The organism is Saccharothrix syringae (assembly GCF_009498035.1).
Lineage (GTDB): Bacteria > Actinomycetota > Actinomycetes > Mycobacteriales > Pseudonocardiaceae > Actinosynnema > Actinosynnema syringae.
The window spans coordinates 9,656,231-9,681,037 of the sequence record NZ_CP034550.1 but is presented as its reverse complement, the minus strand read 5'-3'; the positions used below and the strand labels follow the sequence as shown (position 1 = coordinate 9,681,037).

At 74.0% G+C, this 24,807-nt stretch carries 22 protein-coding genes and 1 pseudogene; 12 read left to right on the top strand and 11 right to left on the bottom strand.

The window, feature by feature from the left end; translation table 11 throughout:
- Nucleotides 1–194: 194 nt before the first annotated feature.
- The gene (gene glgX / locus EKG83_RS40735) at nucleotides 195–2,303 is read right to left on the bottom strand and encodes a glycogen debranching protein GlgX (protein ID WP_033431579.1); all 2,109 of its coding nucleotides are present in this window, start codon (nucleotides 2,301–2,303) and stop codon (nucleotides 195–197) included.
- Between the two features lie 173 nt (nucleotides 2,304–2,476).
- On the opposite strand from glgX, the gene EKG83_RS40730 reads away from it, so the two are divergent.
- From EKG83_RS40730 to EKG83_RS40715, 4 genes are all read left to right on the top strand, one after another.
- Complete coding sequence (locus EKG83_RS40730) at nucleotides 2,477–3,247, top strand: ABC transporter ATP-binding protein (protein ID WP_063741352.1); 771 nt, start codon at nucleotides 2,477–2,479, stop codon at nucleotides 3,245–3,247.
- Nucleotides 3,248–3,322: 75 nt separating this feature from the next.
- Nucleotides 3,323–4,102, top strand: coding sequence for an enoyl-CoA hydratase/isomerase family protein (locus EKG83_RS40725; RefSeq protein ID WP_033431577.1), 780 nt, complete (start codon nucleotides 3,323–3,325; stop codon nucleotides 4,100–4,102).
- On the top strand, nucleotides 4,092–5,069 hold the full coding sequence (locus tag EKG83_RS40720; protein WP_033431576.1) for a class I SAM-dependent methyltransferase: 978 nt from the start codon (nucleotides 4,092–4,094) through the stop codon (nucleotides 5,067–5,069). The genes EKG83_RS40725 and EKG83_RS40720 overlap by 11 nt, the downstream gene beginning before the upstream one ends.
- Nucleotides 5,069–6,220, top strand: a complete 1,152-nt coding sequence (locus EKG83_RS40715; RefSeq protein WP_033431575.1) for a THUMP-like domain-containing protein — start codon at nucleotides 5,069–5,071, stop codon at nucleotides 6,218–6,220. Before EKG83_RS40720 ends, EKG83_RS40715 begins: the two co-directional genes overlap by 1 nt.
- Here the strand turns inward: EKG83_RS40715 and EKG83_RS40710 are convergent.
- Together EKG83_RS40710 and EKG83_RS40705 are read right to left on the bottom strand one after the other, a co-directional pair.
- Nucleotides 6,190–9,264, bottom strand: a complete 3,075-nt coding sequence (locus tag EKG83_RS40710) for an NACHT domain-containing protein (RefSeq protein WP_051765980.1) — start codon at nucleotides 9,262–9,264, stop codon at nucleotides 6,190–6,192. The genes EKG83_RS40715 and EKG83_RS40710 overlap by 31 nt on opposite strands.
- A gap of 67 nt (nucleotides 9,265–9,331) precedes the next feature.
- Nucleotides 9,332–10,267: a nucleoside hydrolase gene (locus EKG83_RS40705; protein WP_033431646.1), complete on the bottom strand. Its 936-nt coding sequence runs from the start codon at nucleotides 10,265–10,267 to the stop codon at nucleotides 9,332–9,334.
- 80 nt (nucleotides 10,268–10,347) lie between these two features.
- Between EKG83_RS40705 and EKG83_RS40700 the strand changes: the two genes are divergently transcribed.
- On the top strand, nucleotides 10,348–11,106 hold the full coding sequence (locus tag EKG83_RS40700; protein ID WP_033431574.1) for an acyltransferase: 759 nt from the start codon (nucleotides 10,348–10,350) through the stop codon (nucleotides 11,104–11,106).
- Between the two features lie 57 nt (nucleotides 11,107–11,163).
- Here the strand turns inward: EKG83_RS40700 and EKG83_RS40695 are convergent, their stop codons facing one another.
- Nucleotides 11,164–11,745, bottom strand: coding sequence for a TetR/AcrR family transcriptional regulator (locus tag EKG83_RS40695; RefSeq protein ID WP_033431573.1), 582 nt, complete (start codon nucleotides 11,743–11,745; stop codon nucleotides 11,164–11,166).
- Nucleotides 11,746–11,835: 90 nt separating this feature from the next.
- Here EKG83_RS40695 and EKG83_RS40690 point away from each other — a divergent pair, with 90 nt between their 5' ends.
- On the top strand, nucleotides 11,836–12,726 hold the full coding sequence (locus EKG83_RS40690) for an SDR family NAD(P)-dependent oxidoreductase (RefSeq protein WP_033431572.1): 891 nt from the start codon (nucleotides 11,836–11,838) through the stop codon (nucleotides 12,724–12,726).
- 62 nt (nucleotides 12,727–12,788) lie between these two features.
- Nucleotides 12,789–13,091: pseudogene (locus EKG83_RS40685) on the top strand (acyltransferase); the annotation flags it as partial.
- A 12-nt stretch (nucleotides 13,092–13,103) separates the two neighbouring features.
- On the opposite strand, the gene EKG83_RS40680 reads toward EKG83_RS40685, so the two are convergent.
- The 5 genes from EKG83_RS40680 to EKG83_RS40660 all read right to left on the bottom strand — a co-directional run bounded on the left by EKG83_RS40680 (nucleotide 13,104) and on the right by EKG83_RS40660 (nucleotide 19,030).
- Nucleotides 13,104–14,471, bottom strand: coding sequence for a nucleoside/nucleotide kinase family protein (locus EKG83_RS40680; RefSeq protein WP_033431571.1), 1,368 nt, complete (start codon nucleotides 14,469–14,471; stop codon nucleotides 13,104–13,106).
- Nucleotides 14,472–14,473: 2 nt separating this feature from the next.
- Nucleotides 14,474–15,274, bottom strand: a complete 801-nt coding sequence (locus EKG83_RS40675; RefSeq protein WP_033431570.1) for an IclR family transcriptional regulator — start codon at nucleotides 15,272–15,274, stop codon at nucleotides 14,474–14,476.
- 266 nt (nucleotides 15,275–15,540) lie between these two features.
- Nucleotides 15,541–16,791: a glycosyltransferase family 4 protein gene (locus EKG83_RS40670; protein ID WP_033431569.1), complete on the bottom strand. Its 1,251-nt coding sequence runs from the start codon at nucleotides 16,789–16,791 to the stop codon at nucleotides 15,541–15,543.
- Nucleotides 16,779–18,287 (bottom strand): 1,4-alpha-glucan branching protein domain-containing protein, encoded by a 1,509-nt coding sequence (locus EKG83_RS40665; RefSeq protein WP_051765977.1) that lies wholly within the window; start codon nucleotides 18,285–18,287, stop codon nucleotides 16,779–16,781. The genes EKG83_RS40670 and EKG83_RS40665 overlap by 13 nt, the downstream gene beginning before the upstream one ends.
- A complete protein-coding gene (locus EKG83_RS40660) occupies nucleotides 18,284–19,030 on the bottom strand; it encodes a class I SAM-dependent methyltransferase (RefSeq protein ID WP_033431568.1) in 747 nt (248 codons plus the stop codon). The genes EKG83_RS40665 and EKG83_RS40660 overlap by 4 nt, the downstream gene beginning before the upstream one ends.
- A 317-nt stretch (nucleotides 19,031–19,347) precedes the next feature.
- Between EKG83_RS40660 and EKG83_RS40655 the strand changes: the two genes are divergently transcribed.
- Genes EKG83_RS40655 through EKG83_RS40645 form a run of 3 tightly spaced genes read left to right on the top strand, consistent with a single transcriptional unit; the run spans nucleotide 19,348 to nucleotide 21,608 of the window.
- Nucleotides 19,348–20,493 carry a coiled-coil domain-containing protein gene (locus EKG83_RS40655; protein WP_033431567.1) on the top strand — a complete coding sequence of 382 codons (1,146 nt, stop codon included), beginning with the start codon at nucleotides 19,348–19,350 and terminating at the stop codon, nucleotides 20,491–20,493.
- Nucleotides 20,493–20,930, top strand: a complete 438-nt coding sequence (locus EKG83_RS40650; protein ID WP_033431566.1) for a hypothetical protein — start codon at nucleotides 20,493–20,495, stop codon at nucleotides 20,928–20,930. Before EKG83_RS40655 ends, EKG83_RS40650 begins: the two co-directional genes overlap by 1 nt.
- Before the next feature lie 9 nt (nucleotides 20,931–20,939).
- Nucleotides 20,940–21,608 (top strand): hypothetical protein, encoded by a 669-nt coding sequence (locus tag EKG83_RS40645; RefSeq protein WP_033431565.1) that lies wholly within the window; start codon nucleotides 20,940–20,942, stop codon nucleotides 21,606–21,608.
- Between the two features lie 86 nt (nucleotides 21,609–21,694).
- Here EKG83_RS40645 and EKG83_RS47285 read toward each other — a convergent pair whose 3' ends face one another.
- Both EKG83_RS47285 and EKG83_RS40640 read right to left on the bottom strand, forming a co-directional pair.
- Nucleotides 21,695–21,838 carry a hypothetical protein gene (locus tag EKG83_RS47285; protein WP_170191851.1) on the bottom strand — a complete coding sequence of 48 codons (144 nt, stop codon included), beginning with the start codon at nucleotides 21,836–21,838 and terminating at the stop codon, nucleotides 21,695–21,697.
- A gap of 71 nt (nucleotides 21,839–21,909) precedes the next feature.
- The gene (locus EKG83_RS40640) at nucleotides 21,910–22,752 is read right to left on the bottom strand and encodes a DegV family protein (protein WP_033431564.1); all 843 of its coding nucleotides are present in this window, start codon (nucleotides 22,750–22,752) and stop codon (nucleotides 21,910–21,912) included.
- A gap of 291 nt (nucleotides 22,753–23,043) precedes the next feature.
- Here EKG83_RS40640 and EKG83_RS40635 point away from each other — a divergent pair, with 291 nt between their 5' ends.
- On the top strand, nucleotides 23,044–23,826 hold the full coding sequence (locus EKG83_RS40635; RefSeq protein ID WP_033431563.1) for an electron transfer flavoprotein subunit beta/FixA family protein: 783 nt from the start codon (nucleotides 23,044–23,046) through the stop codon (nucleotides 23,824–23,826).
- Between the two features lie 14 nt (nucleotides 23,827–23,840).
- A complete protein-coding gene (locus EKG83_RS40630) occupies nucleotides 23,841–24,800 on the top strand; it encodes an electron transfer flavoprotein subunit alpha/FixB family protein (RefSeq protein WP_033431562.1) in 960 nt (319 codons plus the stop codon).
- Nucleotides 24,801–24,807 lie beyond the last annotated feature (7 nt).

Here is a 24,807-nt window from a genome sequence, read left to right as displayed (position 1 = left end):
CAACCGGCCGCGCCGCGTCCCGCTACAGCCGCACGACGCCACCAGCAGGAGGTCGATCGTGCGGTCGCACCAGGTCAGCAGCCGTCGGGGCACTCCTGCATGGTGCCACGGGCCGGCGGCCGACGCAGGTCGTCCCAGCAGGCAGGAATGCGTCGGACACCGACCCGGGTACCCCTCGGGAGCGGCCGGCGAACTTACTCGGGCACGCGGAACAGCACCAGCGATCGGCCACTGAGCGTGACCATCGTCCCGGCCGCCAGCGAGACCGGCGCGGCCGGCGACCCGTCGGCGGTGGTGGTGTCGAGCACCGGCTCGTAGCGCCCGCCGTACTCGGGCCCGGGGAGGGTGACGTCCACCGGGTCGGCGCCCGCGTGCAGCAGGAGCAGCCACGAGTGGTCCGACACCAGCTCGCCGTCGCGGGACCGGGACAGCGACGTGGACCCGTCGATCCACATGCCCAGGAACCGCCGGCCGTCGTCGAACCAGTCCGTCTCGGCCATCTCCTCGCCGTCGGCGCGGAACCACACCAGGTCCGGCGCGCCCGACGGCGTGGTGCGGCCGTCGAAGAACTCCGGCTGCCGCAGCGCCGGGCTGTCCGCCCGCAGGTTGATCACCCGCCGGGCGAAGGCCAGCACCGACTCGGCCTCCGGCGACAGTGCCCAGTCCACCCACGACGTCGCGTCGTCCAGGCAGTAGGCGTTGTTGTTGCCCCGCTGCGTGCGCCACAGCTCGTCACCGGCGGTGATCATGGGGGTGCCGGTGGACAGCAGCAGGGTGGCGAACAGGTTGCGGGCCTGCCGCGCGCGCAGCGCCAGCACCTCCGGGTCGTCCGTCTCGCCCTCGGCGCCGCAGTTCCACGACCGGTTGTCGTCGGTGCCGTCCCGGTTGTCCTCGCCGTTGGCCAGGTTGTGCTTGCCGTTGTAGGAGACCAGGTCGCGCAGGGTGAACCCGTCGTGCGCGGTGACGAAGTTGATCGACTGCCACGGCCGCCGCAGGTCGTCGGCGTACAGGTCGGACGACCCGGACAGCCGGTAGGCCAGGTCGCGCACGTTGGTCGTGCCGCGCCAGAAGTCGCGCACGGTGTCGCGGTAGCGGCCGTTCCACTCGGCCCACTGCACGCCGAAGTCGCCCACCCGGTACCCGTCGCCGGTGGCGTCCCACGGCTCGGCGATCAGCTTGCACCGCGACAGCACCGGGTCGGTGGTGATCGCGGTCAGCATCGCCGACGCCCGGTCGAACCCGCGCCCGCCGGGCCGCCCGAGGGTGGAGGCCAGGTCGAACCGGAACCCGTCCACGCCCATCTCGGTCGCCCAGTACCGCAGCGAGTCGGTCACCAGCCGCACGAACTGCGGCGACGCCGCCTCGGTGGTGTTGCCGCAGCCGGTGATGTCGAGCGTGCCGCCGCCCTCGATGTGCAGGTAGTAGCCGGGGGCGTCGAACCCGCGGTAGCACAGCGTGGGCCCGTCCGGCCCGCCCTCGCAGGTGTGGTTGTAGACCACGTCGACGATCACCTCGATGCCCGCGGCGTGCAGCGCGGACACCATGGTGCGGAACTCCTCGACCTCCCGGCCCGGCTCGCTGGCGTAGCCGGGGTGCGGCGCGAACCAGTTCAGCGGCGAGTAGCCCCAGTAGTTGCGCCGCCCGCCCTTGATCAGCGACGGCTCGTCGACGAACGCCTGCACGGGCAGCAGTTCGACCGAGGTCACGCCCAGCCGCACCAGGTGCTCGACCACGACCGGGTGGGCCAGCCCCAGGTAGGTGCCGCGCAGGTGCTCGGGCACGCCGGGGTGCCGCTTGGTGAACCCCCGCACGTGCAGCTCGTAGACCACCGCCTCCTCGAACGGCACCTCGGGCTTCACGCCCGTGTCGGGCCCGCCGGGCGAGGTCACCACCGACAGCGGCACGCTGCCCAGCGAGTCCACCGGCGACGGGCCGCCGAGCATCGGGTCGCCCTCGTAGCCCAGCGCCGCGTCCAGGTCGGTGAGCCCGCCCGTGATCCTCGTCGCATACGGGTCCACGAGGATCTTCGCCGGGTTGCACCGCAGCCCGCGCGACGGGTCGTACGGGCCGTGCACCCGGTAGCCGTAGCGCTGGCCGGGCGTCACGCCGGAGATCAGCCCGTGCCACACGCCGAACGTGCGCTCGGTCAGCTCCACCCGTTCCTCGGAGCCGTCTTCGCTGATCAGGCACACCTCAACGGCCTCGGCGGGCGGCGCGGAGACGGCGAAGCGCACGCCTCCGGCCTCGGGGTGCGCCCCGAGGGGGAACGGTCGGCCGGCGAGCAGGATCGAGTCGGCGGGCATGGTCCGATCCTCCCAGTACGCACCGACGGTTCGGGAACGAGCACGCCGCGCTACGACAACGTCACATCAACCGCCCCGCCGCGCCGGCCGCCACGGCCCTTGCAGAACAATGGCGCGGGAAGGTGTCGATCGGGGCGAGGACGAGCGTGGAAAACGAAGATCTGGTCATCCACATGCAGGGTGTTTCGGTTCGACGGGGCAAGACCACGCTGGTGGGGGACGTCGACTGGGGCGTGGAGCTGGACGAGCGGTGGGTGGTGCTCGGCCCGAACGGCGCGGGCAAGACCACGCTGCTGCGGCTGGCGAGCGCCGAGCTGCACCCCACCAAGGGCAGGGTGCACCTGCTCGGGGAGCGCATCGGGCGCACCGACGTGTTCGAGCTGCGCCCCCGCATCGGGCTGTGCTCGGCCGCGCTGGCCAACCGCGTGCCCAACGAGGAGAAGGTCGTCGACCTGGTGGTCAGCGCCGGGTACGCGGTGCTGGGCCGCTGGCGCGAGGAGTACGACAAGCTCGACACCGGTCGGGCGAAGGAGCTGCTGGCCGCGCTGGGCATCGGTCACCTGGCCGAGCGCACCTTCGGCACCCTGTCCGAGGGCGAGCGCAAGCGCACGCTGATCGCGCGGGCGCTGATGACCGACCCGGAGCTGCTGCTGCTCGACGAGCCGGCCGCGGGCCTGGACCTGGGCGGCCGCGAGGACCTGGTGGCCCGGCTGTCGGAGCTGGCCCTCGACCCGGACGCGCCGGCGATGGTGCTGGTCACGCACCACGTGGAGGAGATCCCGCCGGGCTTCACCCACGTGCTGCTGCTGCGCGACGGCGGCATCGTGGCGCAGGGCCTGCTGGACGACGTGCTGACCGAGGAGAACCTGTCGAAGACCTTCGACCAGCCGCTGGAGCTCCAGCGGTCGGGCGAGAGGTACTTCGCGCGCCGCAAGCAGGCGTGAGCGGTCTCGGCCGGCGCGCAGGCTACCGAGGGGTAACCTGCGGGGTCTACCGACACACGGGTCGAGGAGGACTGCGTGGCTGAGTTCGTGGCGCTCGAAGTCGAGGGCGGGATCGGCACCATCCGGTTGGACCGCCCCCCGATGAACGCGCTCAACAGGCAGGTCCAGGAGGAGATCCGGGCCGCCGCGCTGGAGGCGGCCGAGCGCGCCGACGTGCGGTCGGTGATCGTCTACGGCGGGCCGAAGGTCTTCGCCGCGGGCGCGGACATCAAGGAGATGGCCGAGCTGTCCTACGCCGAGATGGCCACCCGCGCGGGCGCGTTCACCTCGGCGCTGCGCGCGGTGGAGGAGATCCCCAAGCCCACCGTCGCGGCGATCACCGGCTACGCGCTGGGCGGCGGCTTCGAGCTGGCGCTGTGCTGCGACCGGCGGATCGCGGGCGACAACGCCAAGGTCGGCCAGCCGGAGATCCTGCTCGGCGTCATCCCCGGCATGGGCGGCACGCAGCGCCTGCCGCGGCTGGTCGGCCCGTCGCGCGCCAAGGACCTCATCTACACCGGCCGGTTCGTCGCCGCCGACGAGGCGCTGCGCATCGGCATGGTCGACGAGGTCGTGGCACCCGACGACGTGTACGAGGCGGCCAAGCGGTGGGCCGGCCAGTTCGTCAACGGCCCGGCCCGCGCGTACGCCGCCGCCAAGGCCGCCATCGACGGCGGCCTGGACACCGACCTCGGCAGCGGCCTGAAGCTGGAGAGCCAGCTGTTCGCGGCGATGTTCGCCACCGAGGACCAGAAGACCGGCATGGCGTCGTTCATCGAGAACGGCCCCGGGAAGGCGGAGTTCAGTGGCCGTTGATCCAGCCGAGCCCGCGACCGGGGACCCCAGGCCCCACCCGCACGCCACCGCCGAGGAGGTCCAGGCGGCCTACGGCGACCCCAAGCTCGCCAACGTGCTCTACCACGACTGGGAGGCGGGCACGTACGACGAGAAGTGGTCGATCTCCTACGACGAGCGCTGCATCAGCTACGCCACCGAGCGGTTCCGCGCGGCCGCGGGCGACGTCGGGCCGTACGAGCACGCGCTGGAGCTGGGCTGCGGCACCGGGTTCTTCCTGCTCAACCTCATGCAGGGCGAGGTGATCGGGAAGGGGTCGGTGACCGACCTGTCGCCGGGCATGGTCGAGGTGGCGCTGCGCAACGCGGAGCACCTGGGCCTGCCGGTGGACGGCCGGGTCGCCGACGCCGAGCGCATCCCGTACGACGACGACACGTTCGACCTGGTCGTCGGGCACGCGGTGCTGCACCACATCCCGGACGTGCCGGCGGCCATGCGCGAGGTGCTGCGGGTGCTCAAGCCGGGCGGGAAGTTCGTGTTCGCGGGCGACCCCACCAACATCGGCAACTTCTACGCGCGCAAGCTCGGGCAGCTCACCTGGTGGCTGACCACCAACGTGACCAGGCTCGGCCCGCTCAGCGACTGGCGCCGGCCGCAGGAGGAGCTGGACGAGTCGTCGCGGGCGGCGGCGCTGGAGGCCGTGGTCGACCTGCACACGTTCGACCCGGGCGAGCTGGAGCGGGTGGCGCGCGGCGCGGGCGCGGTGGGCGTGCGGGCGGTGACCGACGAGCTGTCGGCGGCGCTGTTCGGCTGGCCGGTGCGCACGTTCGAGGCCGCCGTGCCGCGGGAGAAGCTGGGCTGGAACTGGGCGATGTTCGCCTACCGCACCTGGCAGCGGCTGTCGTGGGTGGACCAGAACGTGCTGGCCAGGGTGCTGCCGCGGGAGGTCTTCTACAACGTGTCGGTGACGGGCCGCAAGCCGGTCTAGTGGGGTACGCGTTCAGCCTCGACGACGTGGCGCACCTGCGTTCGGACGCCGGGTGCGCCGCGTTGGCCGCGCTGGCCGGCCTGCCGCTGACCGACGCCTCCCGGCTGGCCGACGTGCGCGCCGCCCGGGAGGTCTCGCCGGACCACTTCGCCGCCGTGCTGGAGACGCTGCTGCTGCGGCGCAAGGCCGCCGCGAAGGTCCCCTTCACCGACGGCCTGTTCACCTCCGACGCGCTCCAGCAGGCCACCGCCCACCCGGTCGCGGTGCACCGGGCGCGCCGCTTCACCGGCCCGGTGCACGACGTGACGTGCTCGATCGGCGCGGACCTGGTGGCGCTGCCGCCGGGGTCGTTCGGCTCGGACCTGGACCCGGTGCGGCTGGCCATGGCGCGGCACAACCTGGGCGACGGCGTGCCGCTGGTGCGGGCCGACGCGCTGCGCCCGGTGTCCCGGGGCGTCGCGGTGCTGGCCGACCCGGCGCGGCGCGACTCGGCGGGCAGGCGCACCTGGCGCCCGGAGGACTTCACCCCGCCGCTGGACGGGCTGGCCGCCGCTTTCGCGGACCGCGACCTGGCGGTGAAGTGCGCGCCGGGCGTGGACTTCGCGGTGGCGCCGTGGGCGGACGAGGTCGAGCTGGTGTCCCTGGACGGCCAGGTGCGCGAGGCGTGCCTGTGGACGCGGGGCCTGGCCACCCCGGGCGTCGCGCGGCGGGCCACGGTGCTGCGCTCGGACGGTCCGGGCTGGGCGGTCACCTCCGCCGAACCGGACGACTGCCCGGTCACCGCGCCCGGCGAGTGGCTGGTCGACCCGGACGGCGCGGTGGTGCGGGCGGGCCTGGTCCGGCACTACGCGGCCCGGCACGGGCTGGCGCAGCTGGACGAGCGGATCGCCTACCTGACCGGGCCGGAGCCGCCGCCGGGGATCAGGGCGTTCCGGGTCGTCGAGCACGGGCACTACAGCGAGAAGGGCTTGCGGTCGGTGCTGCGCGCGCACGACGTGGGACGGCTGGAGATCCTGGTGCGGGGGCTGGACGTGGACCCCAACGCGCTGCGGCGGCGGTTGAAGTTGACCGGGTCGGGTGAGGCGACCGTGGCGTTGACCAGGGTCGGTTCGCGGCCGGTCTACCTGCTGTGCCGGGCGGAGCGGACGTAGGTGGCGGCCAGGCGGCGCTGCACGTCGAGGTGGCGGAACTGGTAGGTGGCGCCGTTCTGGCGCAGCACGCCGTGCACGGTGTGGGCGTCTTCCAGGAACGCCATCAGCCGCCACGGCACGCGGCCGGTCAGGGCGAGGGCGCACCGGGCGATGAAGTAGCGCAGCCACTGCGTGCGGCCGGCGGCCACGAAGACCCCGGTGGCCGCACCGTAGGTGAGGCCGCCGACGAGCCCCGTCGTCACGTCGAAGCCGGACCCGGAACCCGCGACGAACCCGGTCGCCACGGTGACCGCCACCGTGACGACGGCTGTGCTGACCAGGAACACGGTGCGGTCGCGGGCCAGCACCTCCGCCGGCGTCCGCACCGCGGTGGGGGTGCGGGGCGCCTCCATGCCGTAGGCGATGCCCACCGCCCCGCCGACGACCAGGCCGAGCAGGGCGGCCGTCACCACGTCGTACCGCCACACCAGCAGCGCGGTCAGCACCGCGGAGACGGCGAGGCCGAGGACGAGACCTCGTTCCGCCAACCGCAAACCTCGTGCGGGGGTGTCGGAGGCCAGTTGGCGGTCGACCAGTTCGACCGCCAGGCCGACCACCACGCCCACGGCGAGCCCGTACACCGGGCCGTAGAACAGGGTGTGCACGGCACCGTAGCCGACCCCGGAGAGGAGGGGCGTCCGCAGCCAGTCCCGCGGCTCGTGGTCGCGCTTCGCGATGAACGCCCCCAGCACGGTGACGACGACCGCGGCGGCGATCGGTGCCGGTAGTTCCCGCATCGCCTGGTCGGGGATGTCGATGACGGCGTAGACACCTCCGACCACCGCGATCACGGTGGCGAGCAGCCCGAGGCCGAGCCGGGACCAGGCGTCGCGAGCCGCCACCGGTCGCCACGCGAGCAGACAACCGACCACGGCCGGCAGCGCTGCCAAGATGCCGCTGAAGAGGCCGGAGCGGCTGCCGTGACCGGCTCCCACGACGAGCACGACCAGCAGGCAGACCAGTCCCCGGCGCCGGCCGCCACCCGGACGGGTCATCCGGTGGGCGACCAGGACGACCACGGCGACCAGGGCGGCGTCCGTCACGCCCGCCGCGAGCGCGACCACCACCTGGTGGTCGGTGAAGAACACCTCGCGCCCGTCGGAGCCCGCGAACCAGGCGGTGGACCCGCGCAGCACGCCGGCGGTCGCGATGAAAGCGAGGACCGACCGCCCGGTGCGGGCCCCGGTCAGGACGACGGCGACCAGCACGAGGAGCCCGGTGAGGGTGGCGTCCGCGCTCGCGGCGTTCAACGCCCCCGGGAACGGCATGTTCGTCGCGTACAAGGCGGTGTAGACCACCAACGCCACCAGCCCCACGACGATCCCGGCCCGCGCGGGGGACGGTCCCCGTCTTCGGAGCGGGTAGGCGAACCCCGAGGCGAGTCCGGCCGCGATCAGCAGCACGGGGGTCGTCGGCCCGATGACCAGGTCACCGACGATGTCGATGGCGAGACCGCCGGAGATGGCGGTTGCGGCGCTCGCGGTGAGGGCCGCGCCGAACCGGTCGGTGAGCCACCACACCGATCCGAAGACCAGGTACGCGGTGACGCACACCGTCAGACCGGTCCAGACGAAGTACGCGTTCGAGTAAGCCGAGGAATACAGGGCTGTTGTCGCGATGCCCGCCACCAGACCCGTCACCGTGCAGACGGCCAGCGCCGCGCCCCGGGAAGGCGACCTGGGCCTGGTTCGCAGGTGCAGTTGCCACCAGGCGAAGTCCGGTTGGCCCATCCGGTTGCGCTCCAGGTGGAACGCCAGGTGCCCGAGCCACGCCACGGCCTGCTCCGGGTGCCACCGCGTCGGTCTGGTGGGGTGTGGCCGGTATGCGGCCGGGACGAAGCCGTCGAACAGGTGCTGTTCGATCGCCTCCCGGTCGGGCAGGTCGACCAGCACGTCGGGACTCGGCAGGTCGGCGGTCCCGGCTCCGCGCCGCGGGTTGTGGACGTCCCGGGCCAGGGTCGTCATCAGCGGTGTCCGCATGACCTCGGCCAGCGCGCCGCCCCGGGGCAACGCCGCCGCGACGCGGTCCCAGCGCCGGGCGTTCACCGGCCCACCCGCGCTGCTGCGCAGGTAGGAGATCACGTCTTCGGCATCCAGCGCCCGCAACCGGATGCCCGCCGCGCCGGTCAGCGTGACCTCCGCTCCGCCAGGCGGGCGGATCGCGTCGCGGTAGGCGTCGGTGCGACTGCTGATGACCAGCGGCGTGCCACCTGCCAGCACCGCGTTCAGCTCCGCGATCGCCTCGGCTCGCAACGGCTGCGGGATCTCGTCCAAGCCGTCCAGCACCGGGAAGACCAGTTCCCGGCCCATCAGCTGCCTGAGCAGCGGCGTGCCGGTCGCGGTCCCGCGGTCGAGCGCGGGGTGGTCGACGGCCAGGCGTTCCACCATCCAGTCCGCCAGGCCCTTCTCGGCCGGGTTCCACGCGGCGATGGAGACCAGGACCGGCACCGGAGAGCCCTTGACGCGCGTGGTGGGGTCGAGCAGGTCGACGACGAACCGCGCGAGCAGCACGGTCTTGCCCGTACCCGGTGCGCCCAGCACCACCAGCCGGCCGGTGGGCACCTTGCGCCAGGCCGCGAGCACGTCGCCGCCGGCGAGCTCGTCGGCCGAGGCGGCCCACGCCGCGCGGTCCCCGGTCTGCGGCCTGCCGATCCCGTTCACCGCCAGCCGGGTGATGTCGGCCCAGTCCGCGACCAGGTCGGCCGGTGCGGGGTCCCAGCGCACCGGCAGGGGGTAGGGGTCGTTGAGCGACCGCCGGGCGACCTCGTCCTGCCACTGCCCGCGCACCACCGCGGCCAGGCGGTCGGCGATCGCGACGAGGTCGTCCTCGGCGGGAGGTCGCCGGTGCTCCGCCAGGACGACCGCGGCCAGCGCGGCGACCACGCCCCACACCGCGTACGGCCACCACGGCTCGTCGACGGACACGGTGTTGGTCGCCATGTTGCCCACCAGTGCCAGGGCGATGCCGACCGCCGCGGCGGTGGTCTTCGACGGGCGCCAGGCCACACGGGTCTCCAGGGCTTGCGGTGTCGCGGGGGAGATCGGCCCGGGTCGGGGCGCCGTTACGCCGCCCCTAGAGCGAGGACAGCCGCTCGAACAGGAACGCGCGCACCCCGTCCAGGTCGGTGTCCGTGGCGACGGTCAGGTTCCCGGGCGCCCGCGACTCCAGCCGCCGGTCGACCACCAGCGCGCCCCGGCCGGGCCCGAACGTGCAGTCCACGTCCACCGCGTACGGCGTGCCGGTGAGCAGGCCGGGCCGGATCGCCTCGGCCACCGCGACCGCGTCGTGCACGACGATGCCGTCGAAGCCCAGGAACCGCCGGTAGGTGGTCAGGTAGTCGGCGGTCAGCCCGACCAGCGCGGCGGCCCGCGCGGAGGTCCGCCCCAGCTCCGCCAGCCACTCGGCGGTCACCGCGCACCGGTGGGTGAGGTCCATCGGCACGACCGTGGTGGGCACGTCCTCCTCGACCAGCACGCGCCGCGCCGCCTCGGGGTCGCTCCACAGGTTGAACTCGGCGGCGGCGGTGATGTTGCCGCCGTCCACCCCGCCGCCCATGACGACCAGGCGGCCGATCTTCTCCTTGAGCCGGGGGTGCGCGGCCAGCAGCAGGGCGACGTTGGTGAGCGGCCCGATGGGGACGATGGTGACCGGCCGGTCGGCGGCCTCCAGGAGCTCGCGCATCAGGGTGACCGCGTCGCGCGGGTCGGTGCCCCGGGTCGGCTCGGGCAGCGTGGCCGCGCGGCCGGACAGGCCGTCGGAGCCGTGGGCGCTGGACAGGTGCGGGTGGGGGTGGACCAGGGGCCGGTCGGCGCCCGCGGCGACCGGCACGTCCTCGCGGCCGAGCAGGGCGCGCAGGCGCAGGGCGTTGCGGGTGGTGTCGGCCAGGCCGACGTTGCCGAACACCGTGGTCACGCCGATCAGCTCGACCTCGGGGCTGGCGGCGGCGAGGGCGAGGGCGAACGCGTCGTCGACGCCGGGGTCGGTGTCGATGATGAGAGGGGTCGTCACGCCCACCATCCTGGTCCGGGCGGTCCCGGAGCGGGTGAACGCCCTCACCCCGCCCGCCGGCGGGAAGTTAGAGTGCCCGCGTGACGAGCATGTGGGGTGCCCCGGTCTGGACCAGGTGGCGCCGGTCGCGCCGCGACCCGGCGCAGGCCCGCTTCCTCACCCTGGCCTCGCTGCGCTGGGTCCTGCGGCACCGCGCGTACACCCCGTGGTACCTGGTCCGGTACTGGCGGCTGCTGAGGTTCCGGATCGCCAACCCCCACGTGGTGCTGCGCGGCATGGTGTTCCTGGGCCGCAAGGTCGAGCTGCACTGCCGCCCCGGCTACGGGCGGCTGGAGATCGGGCGCTGGGTCCACATCGGCGACGGCAACGCCATCCGCTGCCACGAGGGGTCGCTGCGCATCGGCGACAAGGCCGTGTTCGGCAAGGACAACACGGTGAACTGCTACCTCGACGTGGAGATCGGCGCGGCCACCCTGGTCGCCGACTGGGTCTACATCTGCGACTTCGACCACGTCACGGCCGACGTCAACCTGCCGATCAAGGACCAGGGCATCGTGAAGTCCCCGGTGCGCATCGGTCCGGACTGCTGGCTGGGCACCAAGGTCACGGTCACCCGGGGGACGCGGATCGGGCGTGGCTGTGTGTTGGGCGCGCACGCGGTGGTGCGGGGGGACGTGCCGGACTTCAAGATCGCCGTGGGCATCCCGGCCCGGGTGGTCAAGGACCGTCGTGAGGACTACGAGGCCGACGCGGTGCGGCGTGCCGCCGTGGCCGACATGGCGCGCAAGGCCAGGGAGGCGCTGGAGCGCTCGCGCAACGGCGCCCAGAACGCCGGCTAGCGCGCCGGTTCCCGGGCGACCCGGCACGCCGGCTCCGGGGGTGACCCGGCACGCCGGCTAGCGCGCCAGCCCCCGCACGACGAGGTCGACGGTGGCGACCAGGAAGTCGTCGTCGACCGGCCGGCCGGTGACCAGCAGCCGGAAGTAGGGCGGGCCCAGCACCGCCTCGACCACCGGTCCCGGGTCCACCGGCGCGATCTCCCCGCGCTCCACCGCGCGCCGGACCACCGCGCCGTCCACGTCGAGCCGCTCGGCCCAGAACGCCCGGCCGGCCTCGGCGAGCGCCGCGTCGTGCGGCGACAGCGCGACGGCCGCCCGCACCGCCGCCTGCACCTCGCGCGTGGCCAGGTTGGCGATGGCGGCGCGGACCAGGGCCAGCAGGTCCTCGCGCAGCGACCCGGTGTCGGGGATCGGCACCCGGGCGGTGGCGCGGGCGCGGATGGCGTCGAGGAGCAGTGCCTCCCGCGTGCCCCAGCGGCGGTAGAGGGTCGTCTTGTTCACGCCCGCGCGCCTGGCCACGCCCTCCAGGCTCAGCCCGTGGTAGCCGGCGTCGGCGAGTTCGGCGAGACCGGCTTCGAGCACGGCGGCGCGCACCAGCGCGCTGCGGCCCCCCGGCCGGCGACGTGGTTCCTCGGGCACGGCCTCGAACCTTAATGCAACCCGTGGTTGCGCGATGCGGGAATTGCCTGGAGACTAAAAGCAACATCAAGTTGCTTTAGGAGGCAGCTCATGGGGGACCACAGCCGACGCGCGGTGCTGGGCGGGGCACTCGGCGCGGGACTGGTGGCGGTGGCCGCGCCGGCCGCGGGCGCCCGCGGCCGGGGTGCGTTCGCGGGCAAGGCCGTGCAGGTCACCGGCGGCACGTCGGGGATCGGCGAGGCCACCGCGCGCGCCTTCGCCGCGGCCGGCGCCAGGGTGGCGTTCTGCGGCAGGCGGACCGCGCTGGGGCGGGACGTGGAGCGCTCGATCCGGGCCGCCGGCGGCGACGCGACCTACTTCGAGGCGGACGTGCGCGACCCGGCCTCGGTGCAGCGCTTCGTGGACGGCGCGGTACGGCGGTACGGGCGGGTGGACATCGCGTTCAACAACGCGGGCGTGCAGATCACCGCCCGGCTGCACGAGGTGACCCCCGAGCAGTGGGACGACGTGGTGAACACCAACGCCCGCGGGGTGTTCCTGGCGATGCGGCACCAGATCCCGCACATGCTCGCGGCCGGCGGCGGGCACGTCATCGTCAACTCGTCGGTGGGCGCGGTCGTCGGCAGGCCGAACCTGTCGACCTACCAGGCGACCAAGCAGGCGGTGCGGGCGCTCGTGCAGTCGGCGGCGCTGGAGTACGGCGCGGAGGGCGTCCGCGTCAACGCGATCCTGCCCGGCATCACCGACACGGCCATGATCCGCCCGGCGAACCTCGACGACGCCACGTGGGAGCGGGCCAAGGCGGCGCTGGGGCAGCTCAACGTGGACGGCCTGAAGCGGGTGGCGACGCCGACCGACATCGCCCGCGCCGTGCTGGCGCTGGCGTCGGACGAACTGGGCTACCTGACCGGGGCGGCGATCCCGGTGGACGGCGGCATCGCGGCCGGGCGCCGGATGCTGCTGCCGGAGCTGCCTTCCTGAGCGGTTTTTGTCGTACCCCTGCGGGAGGATGAAAGCAGGGGTTCCCTGGGCGGGACCCCTGCGTCAGCCTGCCGATCAAGGACCAGGGCATCGTGAAGTCGCCGGTGCGCATCGGTCCGGACTGCTGGCTGGGCACCAAGGTCACGGTCACCCGGGGGACGCGGATCGGGCGCGGGTGCGTGGTGGGCGCGCATGCGGTGGTGCGGGGGGACGTGCCGGACTTCAAGATCGCCGTGGGCATCCCGGCCCGGGTGGTCAAGGACCGCCGTGAGGACTACGAGGCCGACGCGGTGCGGCGTGCCGCCGTGGCCGACATGGCGCGCAAGGCCAGGGAGGCGCTGGAGCGCTCGCGCAACGGCGCCTGAGCAGGCCCCGCGTCACGCGCTCAACGCCCGGTAGGGCCGCACGACCTCCTCGATGAAACCGGTCAGCGCCTCGTCCAGGCGGGCGTGCCCGGGGTCGTCCACCTCGTTGTCGATGGCGTGCACCCGGCCCACGACGCCCTCGTGGGCGCGCAGCCTGCCGAAGTTGTCCGAGGCGTAGATCGACTCGGCCACCGCGCTGGGCAGCCGGTGGTCGTCGGACACGATGACGTTGATGCTCGGCTCCACGACTTCCAGGCGCGGCGGCTGCGCGCGGGACTCCAGGCGCGCCGAGCGGACTTCCGCGGGCGCCCGCACGTGGATCACCCGGGCGGACGACAGGACCGCCGCGCCGAAGGTGTTCAGCGCCTCGACCACGTCCGACCGTGCGAACTCCACCAGCGTGACCGGGGTGCCGCCCTGGTTGCGCCACACGCGCTGGGCCAGCGCGGTCAGCGCCGGGGTCAGGTCCTGCTCGCTGGACACCCGGAACGCGCCGCCCGCCTCCGCGGTGAACCCGGTGCCGCGGTTGCCGTCCAGCCGCATCACCCGGTGCATGAAGTCGTGGTAGGCGTAGACGTAGTCGGTCAGCTCGTCCACCTGGAACCGCATCGCGGTCAGCTTCGCGGCCAGGCGCCTCCGCAGCAGCGACTTGCCCGCGCCCGGCAGCCCGGTGACGAACACGACCGGTGCCGAGTGGCGGAAGGCGAAGTGCCGCACCACCGCCTCCTCGGCCACCGGGTCCAGCCGGTACCTGGTCCTGAGGTCCCGCAGCCGGTCCGCGATCTCCGCCAGGTCGCCGCACCGGCGCAGCGACCGCAGCAGGTGGTCCGCCAGCACGGCCTCCAGCGGGGCGGACCGGGCCCAGACGTCCTCGAAGTGGGTCTGGAACACCTTGGCGGGTGACATGCCGTCGAGGCGGTTGGGCCGGTCGCGGTCGCCATCGCGGTGGTTGAGCACGGTGTGGTGCAGCCTGCCCGAGAACACGTGGTACGACAAGTCGTCGCTGTCGGCCGCGGCGGCGGCGACGCGGACCTCGATGCCCCGGCTCAGCAGTTCCGCGCCGGCCCGCAGGCAGTCCTGGTGCTCCCTGGTCACCAGGCGCACGCCCAGGGCGCCGTTGATCCGCTCCCACTCGGCCTGGATGTCGTGCAGGACCCCGCTGCCCCCGGAGGGTTGGAGGTTCGGCACGAATGCGTCCAACCCCGCCACGTCGTGGTCGCGCGAGGTGCGCAGGACGGTGGCCAGGTAGCCGCGGCGCGACACGCGGTGGTGCAGCGCCCTGGGCACCCTCCGCCTGCTCCACAGGGCGCGGCAGGTGGCGGCGATGGCGGTCACGGCCACGCCCGCCGCGACCGAACCGGCCAACTGGCTCCAGGACACGGCTACCCCTCGTGCGGCAGGTCGTGCACGAACCCGGGGTACGGGTCCGTGCGGTGGTCGTTCATCGCCTGCGTGATCTTGGCCGCCTCGGACTTGAGGTCGGGCACGTGGCGGGTGAGGCCGCCGCACACGCTGTGCATGACCACCCCGAGCGCGGCCTCGACCCGGCCGTCGGTGCCGAACACCGGGACGGCCACCGAGCGCGACCCGAGCGTCATCTCCTCGTTGGTCAGCGCGTAGCCGCGGGCCCGGACCAAGGCCAGCTCCCGGCGCAGCCTGCCGGGCTCGACGATGGTGTGCCGGGTGCACCGGGCCAGCGGTCGTGCGCAGTAGGTCTCGATGAACTCGCTGCTGGAGAAGGCCAGCAGCGCCTTGCCCACCCCGGTCGGGTGCAGGGGCAGCCGGGTGCCCTCGCGCGAGATGATCGGCACGGCCCGGTGCCCGGTCAGCTTGGCGATGTAGAGCGCGTCGTGGCCCTTGCGCACCGCGAAGTGGATGTTCTCCTTGCTGCGCTCGTAGAGGTCCTGCATGAACGGCATCGCGATCTCCCGCAGCCTGCGCGGCACGGGCGAGAGCAGGCCGATCTCCCACACCCTGCTGCCGACCTGGTAGCGGTTGTCGGCGTTGCGCTCCAGCGCCCGCCACGCCTCCAGCTCCCCCACCAGCCGGTGCGCCGTCGCCTTGGGCATGCCGCACCGCGCGGCCAGCTCGCTCAGCGTCAAAGTCGGGTGCTCGACGTCGAACGCGCCGAGCAGGTCCAGCGCGCGCGACGTGACCGAGCGACCGTTACCCCTGTTGCCCATCCGTCCTCCGGATCAGCGGCCTCGTGTTGGCCCGGAGCATCCCGGTGACGCGCGAGTAGGCACAGGGTTCGGTTCCGTTGGGCGGAAACGGAGGTGGGCGAACCCGGCGGAACCGTGATCGAAGTGGTCCTCCGGCGATCCGTTCCGGCGCCGATTCCGCCCAACGGAACCGGTGACCGCATTACGGCGGATGTCGCGTCGGACCTCCGCGCACCGCCCCGATCACCGGTCCCAGGGTCGCCGGCGCGGCTGCGGGACGTGGTGGATCACAGGAACGCGTTGCCCGTGGCGATCTTCGGCCGCCCCAGCGGCTCGTGCGCCCGCACCTCCGCCGCCCGGTACACCTCCGCCGTCCCCCGGGCGATCCGCCCCCAGTCGAAGTCCGTCGCCAGCCGCGCCTTCGCCGCCCGCGCCCGCCGCGCCGCCGCGGGCCGGTCGTCCAGCACCGCCCGCACCGCGCGCGCCAACCCGTCCACGTCCCCCGGCGCGAACGACAACCCGGTCTCCCCGTCCAGCACGACCTCGCCCAGCCCACCGGCGGTGGAGGCCACCAGGGGCGCGCCGGCCGCGGCCGCCTCCAGGGCCACGATGCCGAACGGCTCGTACCGCGACGGCAGCACCACCGCGTCCGCCGCCGCCAGCACCGCCGCCAGCGACCGGTCCGACAGGTGACCCGCGAAGGTCACCGACCGCAGCACCCGGTGCTTGCGCGCCTGCTCCACCAGCCAGTCGCGGTGCGTCCCGGTCCCCGCCACGACCACCCGGGTCCCCGGCCACCACCGCCGGACCCTCGGCAGCGCGGCGATCAGGTCCTGCACGCCCTTCTCCCACTCCAACCGCCCGAAGAACAGCAGCAGCGGCTCGCCCGCGGGGCTGTACCGGGCCCGCGCCTCCGCCACGCCGGCCGGCCGCACCCGCCACCGCCGGGGCTCGATCCCGTTGTGCAGCACGGTGATCGCGCCCGCGTCCACCTCGAACAGGTGCGCGACCTCCGCGCGCATCGCCGCCGAGCACGTGATCAGCGCGTCCGCCCGGTTGGCCAGCCACCACTCCACCGAGTGCACCTGCTGGTTGAGCACCTGCGACAGCCACCCGCCGTGGCGGCCGGCCTCGGTCGCGTGCACCGTCGCCACCAGCGGCGCGCCGCTCGCCTCGGCCAGCGCGACCGCCGGGTGCGTCACCAGCCAGTCGTGCGCGTGCACCACGTCCGGCCGCCAGCCGCGCAGCAGCGCCAGGCCCGCGCGCGTCATCGCGTGCCCCATGGCCAGCGTCCACGCCACCAGGTCGCGCTCGAACACCAGGTGCGCCGGGTCCTCGGCCACGCGCACCAGCCGCACCCCGTCGACGACCTCGTCGGTGGTCGGGTGCGTGGCCGCGTCCGTGCCCGTCGGCTGCCGGCACAGCACGACCACCTCGTGCCCCTGCGCGGCCAGGCAGGTCGCCAGCGCGTGCACGTGCCGGCCCAGGCCGCCCACGACCACCGGCGGGTACTCCCACGACAACATCAGCACGCGCATGGCCCATCCTCCCAACCACCGGCCAGGCCGCGGGCGTCGAGGTGCCCGAACGGCCCGTCGACCCGTCGCAGCTCCGCGGCCCGCCGCGCGCCGCGCCCGGCCCGCAGCAGCGCGGCCAGCTCGGCGAACCGCTCCGCGTGCACCTTGGCCCGGTACCGGGCGTAGTCGGCCGCCGAGTCCTTGGTGACCATGAACGCCCAGTCGCTGGACAGCGCCAGCAACGCCTCCCGCACCGCCTGGTCGGCCACCGCCGAGCGCGCCGGCCCGGCCAGGTCGAGCGCCAGCAGCTCCCGCTGGACCCCCTCGTTGCCCGCGACGATGTCGGCGACCTGCGGCCCGTTCCACACGTGCCAGTCCTTGCCCGCGCCCCACGACGACGGCGGCACCTCGACCGGCGCGCCCACGTGCCCCGCCTCGACCGCGCCGCGCAGCGTGGTCACCCGCACCCCGGCCTCCGGCAGCGCCCGCAGCACGGCCTCCAGCCACCGCGGGCCCTCGTGCCACCAGTGCCCGTACAGCTCGGTGTCGTACGCGGCGACGACCAGCGACGGCCTGCCGTGCCGCTCCTTCAGCGCCCGCAGCCGCGCCACGACCGTGTCCACGAAGTCCGCCGCGTGCCGCCGCACCGCCGCGTCCGCCGCGACCGGGTCGTAGGGCCGCTTGTCCCGCGGCGCCACGTTCTTGCCGGTGACGCGGGCCGGCTTGAGCCCGCTGGCGTGGTCGTAGGTGTGGAAGTCCCGGTACGCCGGGTCGCCCGGGTAGCCGACCCGCGGCGACCACACCCGGTACGACACCTCCAGGTCCCGCCCGAAGCACACCACGTCCGAGGTGCCCACCGGCCGGCCGGCGGCGGTGTCGCCGCGCAGCGACGGGCCGTCCACCAGGAACCGCCGCACGCCCGCCCGCGCGTAGTCGTGCTCCATGCCCGGCGCGTACGCGCACTCCGGCGCCCAGATGCCCTCGGGGGCCGAGCCGAGCCGCAGCGCCGTGTCGGCCAGGCCGGTGCGCAGGGAGAACGCCCGCAGCCGCGGGTCGAGCAGCGGCTGGAACGGGTGCGCGGCCGGACCGCCCAGCAGCTCGACCACCCGCGAGCCCACCAGGGACCGCAGCACCGGCGAGAAGCCGTGCCGCCACCGCGCCTCGAACCTCTCCAGCGCCCACGCCGAGGCCCGGTGCTCGCGCGCGGCCAGGTCGGGCAGCCGGGGCGCGGCGCCGTGCGCGCGCAACTGCCAGTCGCCCAGCCAGTCGTGCAGCCCGCGCAGGCAGTACGGGTCGTCGAGCTGCGCGGCCAGGACCGGGGTGACGCCCAGCGTGAGCACGTCCTCGCGGCCCTCGGCGGCGAACCGCTCCAGCAGGTCGACCACCGGCAGGTAGGAGTGCGCCCACGCCTGGTAGAGCCACTCCTCGCCGACCGGCCAGGCGCCGTGGTGCGCCAGCCACGGCAGGTGGCTGTGCAGGACCAGGCAGAAGGTGCCCTCGGAACCCCCGGTGCTCACCCGCGCACCGCCACGGCCACCAGGTCGAGCGAGGCGTCCAGGTCGTCGGTGGTGATCTCGAAGTCCGCGCTGCGCACCGAGGCCACGGCGGCCAGCAGGTCGGCCGGCCACGCGCCGCCGCCCAGCACCACGGCGACCTGCGCGTCGATGAGCGAGCCGCCGAACGCCGCGTCCAGCTCGCGCAGCGCGGGCCCGTGCCGCAGCCCGGCCAGCACCTCCACCTCCAGGCCCGCGCCGACCAGCAAATCGCGCAGCTCGCCGGGTGCCAGCTCGCGGGTGTGGAAGGGGTTGAGCGGGGTGTCGCGGCCGGGGGAGAAGGTGATCCGGTTCGGCGTGGTGACCAGCAGCCTGCCGCCGGGCCGCAGCACCCTGGCGCACTCGGCCAGGAAGCCCTCCTGGTCCCACAGGTGCTCGATGACCTGGAGGTTCGCCACCACGTCCACGCTGGCGCCCCGCAGCGGCAGCGCCGCCAGGTTGCCGCGCACCACGGCCAGGCCGGGGTAGGCGCGGTGGGCGTGCGCGGCGGTCTGCTCGTCGTAGTCGAGGGCGACGACCCGGGCCGCCCGCTCGGCGACCAGCGCGGCGCCGTAGCCCTCGCCGCAGCCCGCCTCCAGCACCACCGCGCCGGCGCAGTGCCGCACCAGGTCCAGGTAGGCCGCCTCGTGGCGCCTGAACCAGTAGTTCTCCTCGACGATCCCGGGCACGGTGCGCTCACCGGTGAGGGGCAGCGGCTCGACGGTCACCCGGGCAGCCTAGTTCCTCGTTACTGATGGGTAGCAAGCGGCTGTCGGTTGAAGGTTCACTTTTTCGTGTGAATCCACTCGGCCTGATTACGGTGTGTTGGCGGCTTTGGGCATTCTTGTGCGGCGTTCCTTTGTCCCGGAAACAACACCATCGAGTGACTAGGGCCCATATCGTGTTGATCTCCCACGATGGTGTTTGTCCTGATCCGGCGCGCATCGGGGCTGCTCGGGCGGGGTAGCCCCGACCGGTCAAGCGCTGGAGGGGGTGCCGCGTCCTCGGTACCCTCGGCCAATCTTCACAAACGAGTGGGGCCGCCATGGGTGCGAAAGAACCGGAGATCGTTCCGCTGCACGCGGGTTTCGACGTCGTCTACCGAGGATTCCACCGCAAGCAGGTGATCGAGCACCTGGAACAGCTGGAGGAGCAGCTGAGGTACACCAGCGCCGACCGCGAGGAGGCCCTGGCCCAGGCGGCCGACCTGCGCAAGCTGCTGGAGATGACCAGGCGCGACCTGGAGGAGGCGCGCACCCGCGTCGAGCGGCTGGAGAAGTCGCCGGGCACCACCGCGGGCGCCACCGAGCGCATGCACCGGATGCTGCTGCTGGCCGAGGACGAGGCCAACGAGCTGCGGCTGACCGCCGAGCGCGAGGTGGAGGCCCGGCGCCAGCGGGCCGAGGTGGAGCTGGCCGAGCGGGTGCGCGAGGTGGAGGCCCGGATCGAGGCCATGCGCGCCACCGCCGACGCCGAGGTCCGCGAGCAGCGCGAGGCCGCCAACCGGCGGGCCGCCGAGCTGGACCAGCGCGAGGTCGCCCTGGAGCGCCGCCGCGCCGAGGTCGAGGCGCACCTGAGGGCGCGCGCCGAGGAGGTCGACGCCGAGTGCGAGGCCGCCGTGGCGCGGGCGCAGCAGGACGCGGACCGGCTGCTGCGCGAGACCGCCGAGCGGTGCGACCGGCTGGAGGCCGAGTCGGACGCCCGGCGCGCCAAGGTGCAGAACTTCTTCGAGCTGAGCATGAACCGGCGGCGCCACGAGGCCGAGCAGCACTTCGCCGAGCAGGAGGAGCTGGCCAGGACGCGGGCGTCGTTCCTGGTCAAGCTGGCCGCCCGGGAGGCGCACCGGCGGCTGGAGGAGGTCCGGCAGCGCACCGAGGAGCTGGAGGAGCTGCGCGGCGCGGTGGCCGACCAGCTGGCCGCCTCGCGCGACGCGCTGGAGGCGGCGGCGGGCCGCGTGCCGAGCCTGATCCCGGAGCAGACGACCGCGCGGCAGGCCGACGCGGGCGCCGGCCAGGTGGCCGACGGACGGCACGCGCAGGGCCGTGCTGCGGACGGTCGCGCGGTCGATGGGCACGGGCTCGACGGTCGCGCGGTCGACGACCGTGCTGTGGACGGTCGCGCGGTCGACGGTCACGGGCCCGGCCAGGTCGGCGCGGGCGAGCCCGGCACTGGTCGCCGGGTGGGGGCTTGATGGTGCGCGGGAGGCCGCCGGTCCTGCCGCTGCCGGCGGGGCTGCTCGTGGTGCCCGCCGGGATCGTCGCGCTCGGGCTGGCCCTCTGCGGCGAGGGGCCGGCCGGGGCGCTGCCGTTCCCACCGCCGCCCAGCCCCGGCCCGGCGCGGCCGACGGAGCAGCCGGTGCGCCCCACCGTGCGGCCCGTCGCGACGCCACGGCCGCCCACCCCCGGGCCGCCGCGCCGCGACGTGCTCGGGCCGTTCCGCGGCAACGGCGGCGAGGCCGTGCGGCTCGGCGTGGGCGACCTGCTCGCCCGGCGGCGGGCGCGGCCCGTGCCGGAGTTCCTGGTCGGGAGGGGCGTGCCGGCCGAAGCCACCACCACCCGGGTCGTGGTCGACCCGGTGTGGGGCCCGCCGTCCGACGGCGGGCCGCAAGTCGACGTGCTCGTCGGGTAGGGGTCGCTGATGTCCGGTGCGGTCGCGTTCGTGATCGGGGCGTGCGCCCTGTCGTTCGCCGCGGGGTGCGTGCTCACGGCGGTCATGCTCCGGCGTGAACCGCCCGAACCCGAGGTCGGGCCCGCGCCGGGACCGGCGGCGGGGCGGGAGCCGCGGGAGCTGCGCTGGCCACCGGAGGACTACGTGAGCAGGCCGATCCACCGCAACCCGGTGATCGGCCTGCCGACCGTGCCGCCCGAGCGGAAGCCGACCCGGCCCGTGCTGGCGCTGGTGCCCGACGTGGAGGTCGAGGAACCGGTGGTGCTGGACCGGGTGCGCCGGATGCACGTGGTGCCCGCCCTGCCCGAACCGGACCAGGCCGAGGCGGACCAGGCCGAGCAGGCCGAATCCGACCGGACCGGACCTACCCTGCCTGAGCCCGCCGGCACCGAACCCGCGGCGCCCGAGCCCGTCCGCACCGAACCCGCCGTGCCCGAACCCGTGCTCGTGGAAGTGCCGGCGCACCCCGGGCCCGATCCCGGACCGGGGGCGCCGGCACCCGCCGCGGAACAGCCGTCGACCGACCGGGAGCCGGCGGCGGAGCCGCCGACCCGGCCGTTCCCGCTGCCGGACGCGACCGAGTTCCGGCTGCGCTACCTGCGCACGTTCGAGGACGCCCGCCGGAAGTCCAACTCCTAGCGGGTTCGACCCCTTGGCGGCTCAGCCCTCGGCGGCTCCGGCCTCCCGGGGCCCAGCCCTTCGGCCGGCTCGGCGCCCGCCGAACTTCAGCGCTTGCGGAACTTCCGCATCAGCTCCTGCGCCTTGGCGCGGTTGCGCGGGTCGCGCGCCATGTACTTGGCCTGGTCGACCAACCGCCGCCCCTGAGGGCTGCGGGCGAACGCCGCGATCTTGTTGAACAGCGAAGCCATGACCCACCTCCTTGCAGTCGTGCTTCCCTGTCCGTCCAACGGCCAAACGCGACCGGGAGTTCCGAAAACCTCTAAACCGGCGAAACGGTCACACCCAGCGCGCCCGGCCCGACGTGCGCGCCGATCGCCGAGCTGACCTGGGTGAGCAGGAACCGGCGCACGCGGGGCAGCTTCTCGCGCAGCGACTCCATCACCGTCTGCGCCCGCTCGACCGCGTCGAAGTGCTCCACCGCGATGTCGACCTCCGCGGCGCCCGCCCGCCGCACCGCGATGTCGACCAGCTTGCGCACCGCGCGCTCCGCGCCGAGCGCCCGGTCCAGCGGCGCGATCTGCCCGTCGGTCACGGTCAGCAGCGGCTTCATCGACAGCGCCGAGCCCAGCAGCGCGGTAGCCCGCCCGATCTTCCCGCCCCGCTTCAGGTACTCCAGCGTGTCCACGTAGATCAGCTCGGTGCTGCGGTGCGCGGTGTGCGCGGCGGCGGAGAGCACCTGGTCCACGTCACCGCCCGCGGCGGCCACGGTGGCCGCGGACACGACCGCGTAGCCCAGGCTCATCCCGCAGGTCTGGGTGTCCACCACGTGGACCGGCACGCGCACCTGGGTGGCCGCCTGCCGCGCCGCCTCCACGGTCTCCGACAGCCCGGTCGACACGTGCAGGGACACGACCGCGTCCACGCCGGCGGCCACCGCGTCGGAGTAGGCCCAGAAGAACGCGCCGGGGTCGGGCGGCGAGGTGGTCACGTCGACCTGCCCGCGCAGGGCGTCCACGAGCCGGGGCACCGGGATGCGGATCTCGTCGTCCACCCACTCGCCGATGCGGACCTGGATCTGCGCCACGGTGATGCCGAGCTTCTCGGTCAACTGCGGCGGCAGGCACGCGGTGGAGTCCGTGACAATCGCTACTCGCCGGAACATGCGGCCGAACTTAGCCCAGCGGGGGGAGGGGCTGTAACGTCCGGAAGGGCAACCGCGACGTCACGCGAATGCCGTCAAACCCGCCAGTGAGCATCATCACGCGAACGGGGTGCTTGCTCTGGTTTGCACCCCGGCTACCGGTGGGTAACATCCGGGTGGCAGACACCACCATGCCAACGCGGCGATGACATGGCAGGGTCACGGGTCACCGAAGTGAGACGGCGACCAAGCAGGCTTCGAACAGTCGCCCCGGCGCGTCGCCGCCCGTCCGCAGGAGGTCGAAGAGGACCCATGAACATCGTCGTCCTGGTCAAGCAGGTGCCAGACACCTGGTCCGAGCGCAAGCTCACCGACACCGACCACACCCTCGACCGCGACTCCGCGGACGCCGTGCTGGACGAGATCAACGAGCGCGCCGTCGAGGAGGCGCTCCTGCTCCAGGAGGCGCACGGCGGCGAGGTGACCGTCATCGCGATGGGTCCCGACCGCGCGACCGACGCCATCCGCAAGGCGCTGTCGATGGGCGCCGACAAGGCCGTCCACGTCTCCGACGAGGCGCTGCACGGCTCCGACGTGCTCACCACCGCCAAGGTGCTGGCCAAGGCCATCGGCACGGTCGAGGGCTTCGACCTCGTCATCGCGGGCAACGAGGCCACCGACGGCCGCGCGGGCGCCGTGCCCGCCATCCTGGCCGAGCTGCTGGGCCTGCCGCAGGTCACCCAGGTCCGCAAGCTCACCGTCGAGGGCGGCACGGTCAAGGCCGAGCGCGAGACCGACGAGGGCGTGGCGCACCTGGAGGCGAGCCTGCCCGCCGTGGTCAGCGTGACCGAGAAGATCAACGAGCCGCGGTACCCGTCCTTCAAGGGCATCATGGCGGCCAAGAAGAAGCCCGTGAGCACGCTCACCGTCGCCGACCTCGGCCTGGACGCGGGCGAAGTGGGCCTGGGCGCGGCCTGGACGCAGGTGCTGGAGGCGGCCCCGAAGCCGCCGCGCAGCGCCGGCCAGCGCGTCGAGGACTCCGGTGACGGCGGCGCCAAGATCGCCGAGTACCTGGTCGGCCAGAAGCTCATCTGAAGGCGAGGAAGCGAATGTCTGAAGTACTGGTCCTCGTCGACCACGTCGACGGCGAGGTCAAGAAGGTCACCTTTGAGCTTCTATCCGCCGCGCGCCGTCTCGGCGACCCGGCCGCGGTGGTGGTCGGATCGCCCGGCACCGCGGGCAAGGTGAGGGAGTCCCTGGGCCGCTACGGCGCGACCAAGGTCTACGCCGTGGAGTCCGAGGACGCCACGAACCTCCTGGTGACCCCGAAGGTGGACGCGCTGGCGACCATCGCGGGCACCGCCTCCCCGGCCGCCGTGCTGGTCTCGGCGACGCTGGAGGGCAAGGAGGTCGCCGGCCGGCTGGCCGTGCGGCTGGGCTCCGGCCTGCTCTACGACGCCGTCGACCTCGACGGCGAGGGCGTCGCCACCCAGTCGGTCTTCGGTGGCGCCTACGTGGTCAAGTCGAAGGTCAGCAACGGCACGCCGGTCATCGCGGTGCGGCCCGGCGGCGTGGAGGCCGAGGAGGCACCCGCCGAGGCGGTCGAGGAGACCGTGGAGCTGCCCGCCGCCGACCCGGCGAAGGTCACCCGCGTCACCGGCCGCGAGCCGGTCGTCGGCGGCGACCGGCCGGAGCTGACCGAGGCGTCGGTGGTCGTGTCCGGCGGCCGCGGCGTCGGCAGCGCGGAGAAGTTCGACGTCGTCGAGAAGCTGGCCGACAGCCTCGGCGCCGCGGTGGGCGCCTCGCGCGCCGCGGTCGACTCCGGCTACTACCCGCACCAGTTCCAGGTCGGACAGACCGGCAAGACGGTCTCGCCGCAGCTCTACATCGCACTGGGCATCTCCGGCGCCATCCAGCACCGGGCGGGCATGCAGACGTCGAAGACCATCATCGCGGTCAACAAGGACCCGGAGGCGCCGATCTTCGAGATCGCCGACTTCGGCGTGGTCGGCGACCTGTTCAACGTCGCGCCCCAGCTCACCGAAGAGGTGGGCAAGCGCAAGGGCTGACACCCGC

Coding starts and splice junctions, on each gene's coding strand:
- glgX (WP_033431579.1), bottom strand. CDS start 2,303: ATGCCCGCCGACTCGATCCTGCTCGCCGGCCGACCGTTCCCCCTCGGG.
- EKG83_RS40730 (WP_063741352.1), top strand. CDS start 2,477: ATGCAGGGTGTTTCGGTTCGACGGGGCAAGACCACGCTGGTGGGGGAC.
- EKG83_RS40690 (WP_033431572.1), top strand. CDS start 11,836: ATGGGGGACCACAGCCGACGCGCGGTGCTGGGCGGGGCACTCGGCGCG.
- EKG83_RS40675 (WP_033431570.1), bottom strand. CDS start 15,274: ATGGGCAACAGGGGTAACGGTCGCTCGGTCACGTCGCGCGCGCTGGAC.
- EKG83_RS40670 (WP_033431569.1), bottom strand. CDS start 16,791: ATGCGCGTGCTGATGTTGTCGTGGGAGTACCCGCCGGTGGTCGTGGGC.
- EKG83_RS40655 (WP_033431567.1), top strand. CDS start 19,348: ATGGGTGCGAAAGAACCGGAGATCGTTCCGCTGCACGCGGGTTTCGAC.
- EKG83_RS40650 (WP_033431566.1), top strand. CDS start 20,493: ATGGTGCGCGGGAGGCCGCCGGTCCTGCCGCTGCCGGCGGGGCTGCTC.
- EKG83_RS40645 (WP_033431565.1), top strand. CDS start 20,940: ATGTCCGGTGCGGTCGCGTTCGTGATCGGGGCGTGCGCCCTGTCGTTC.
- EKG83_RS47285 (WP_170191851.1), bottom strand. CDS start 21,838: ATGGCTTCGCTGTTCAACAAGATCGCGGCGTTCGCCCGCAGCCCTCAG.
- EKG83_RS40640 (WP_033431564.1), bottom strand. CDS start 22,752: ATGTTCCGGCGAGTAGCGATTGTCACGGACTCCACCGCGTGCCTGCCG.
- EKG83_RS40635 (WP_033431563.1), top strand. CDS start 23,044: ATGAACATCGTCGTCCTGGTCAAGCAGGTGCCAGACACCTGGTCCGAG.
- EKG83_RS40630 (WP_033431562.1), top strand. CDS start 23,841: ATGTCTGAAGTACTGGTCCTCGTCGACCACGTCGACGGCGAGGTCAAG.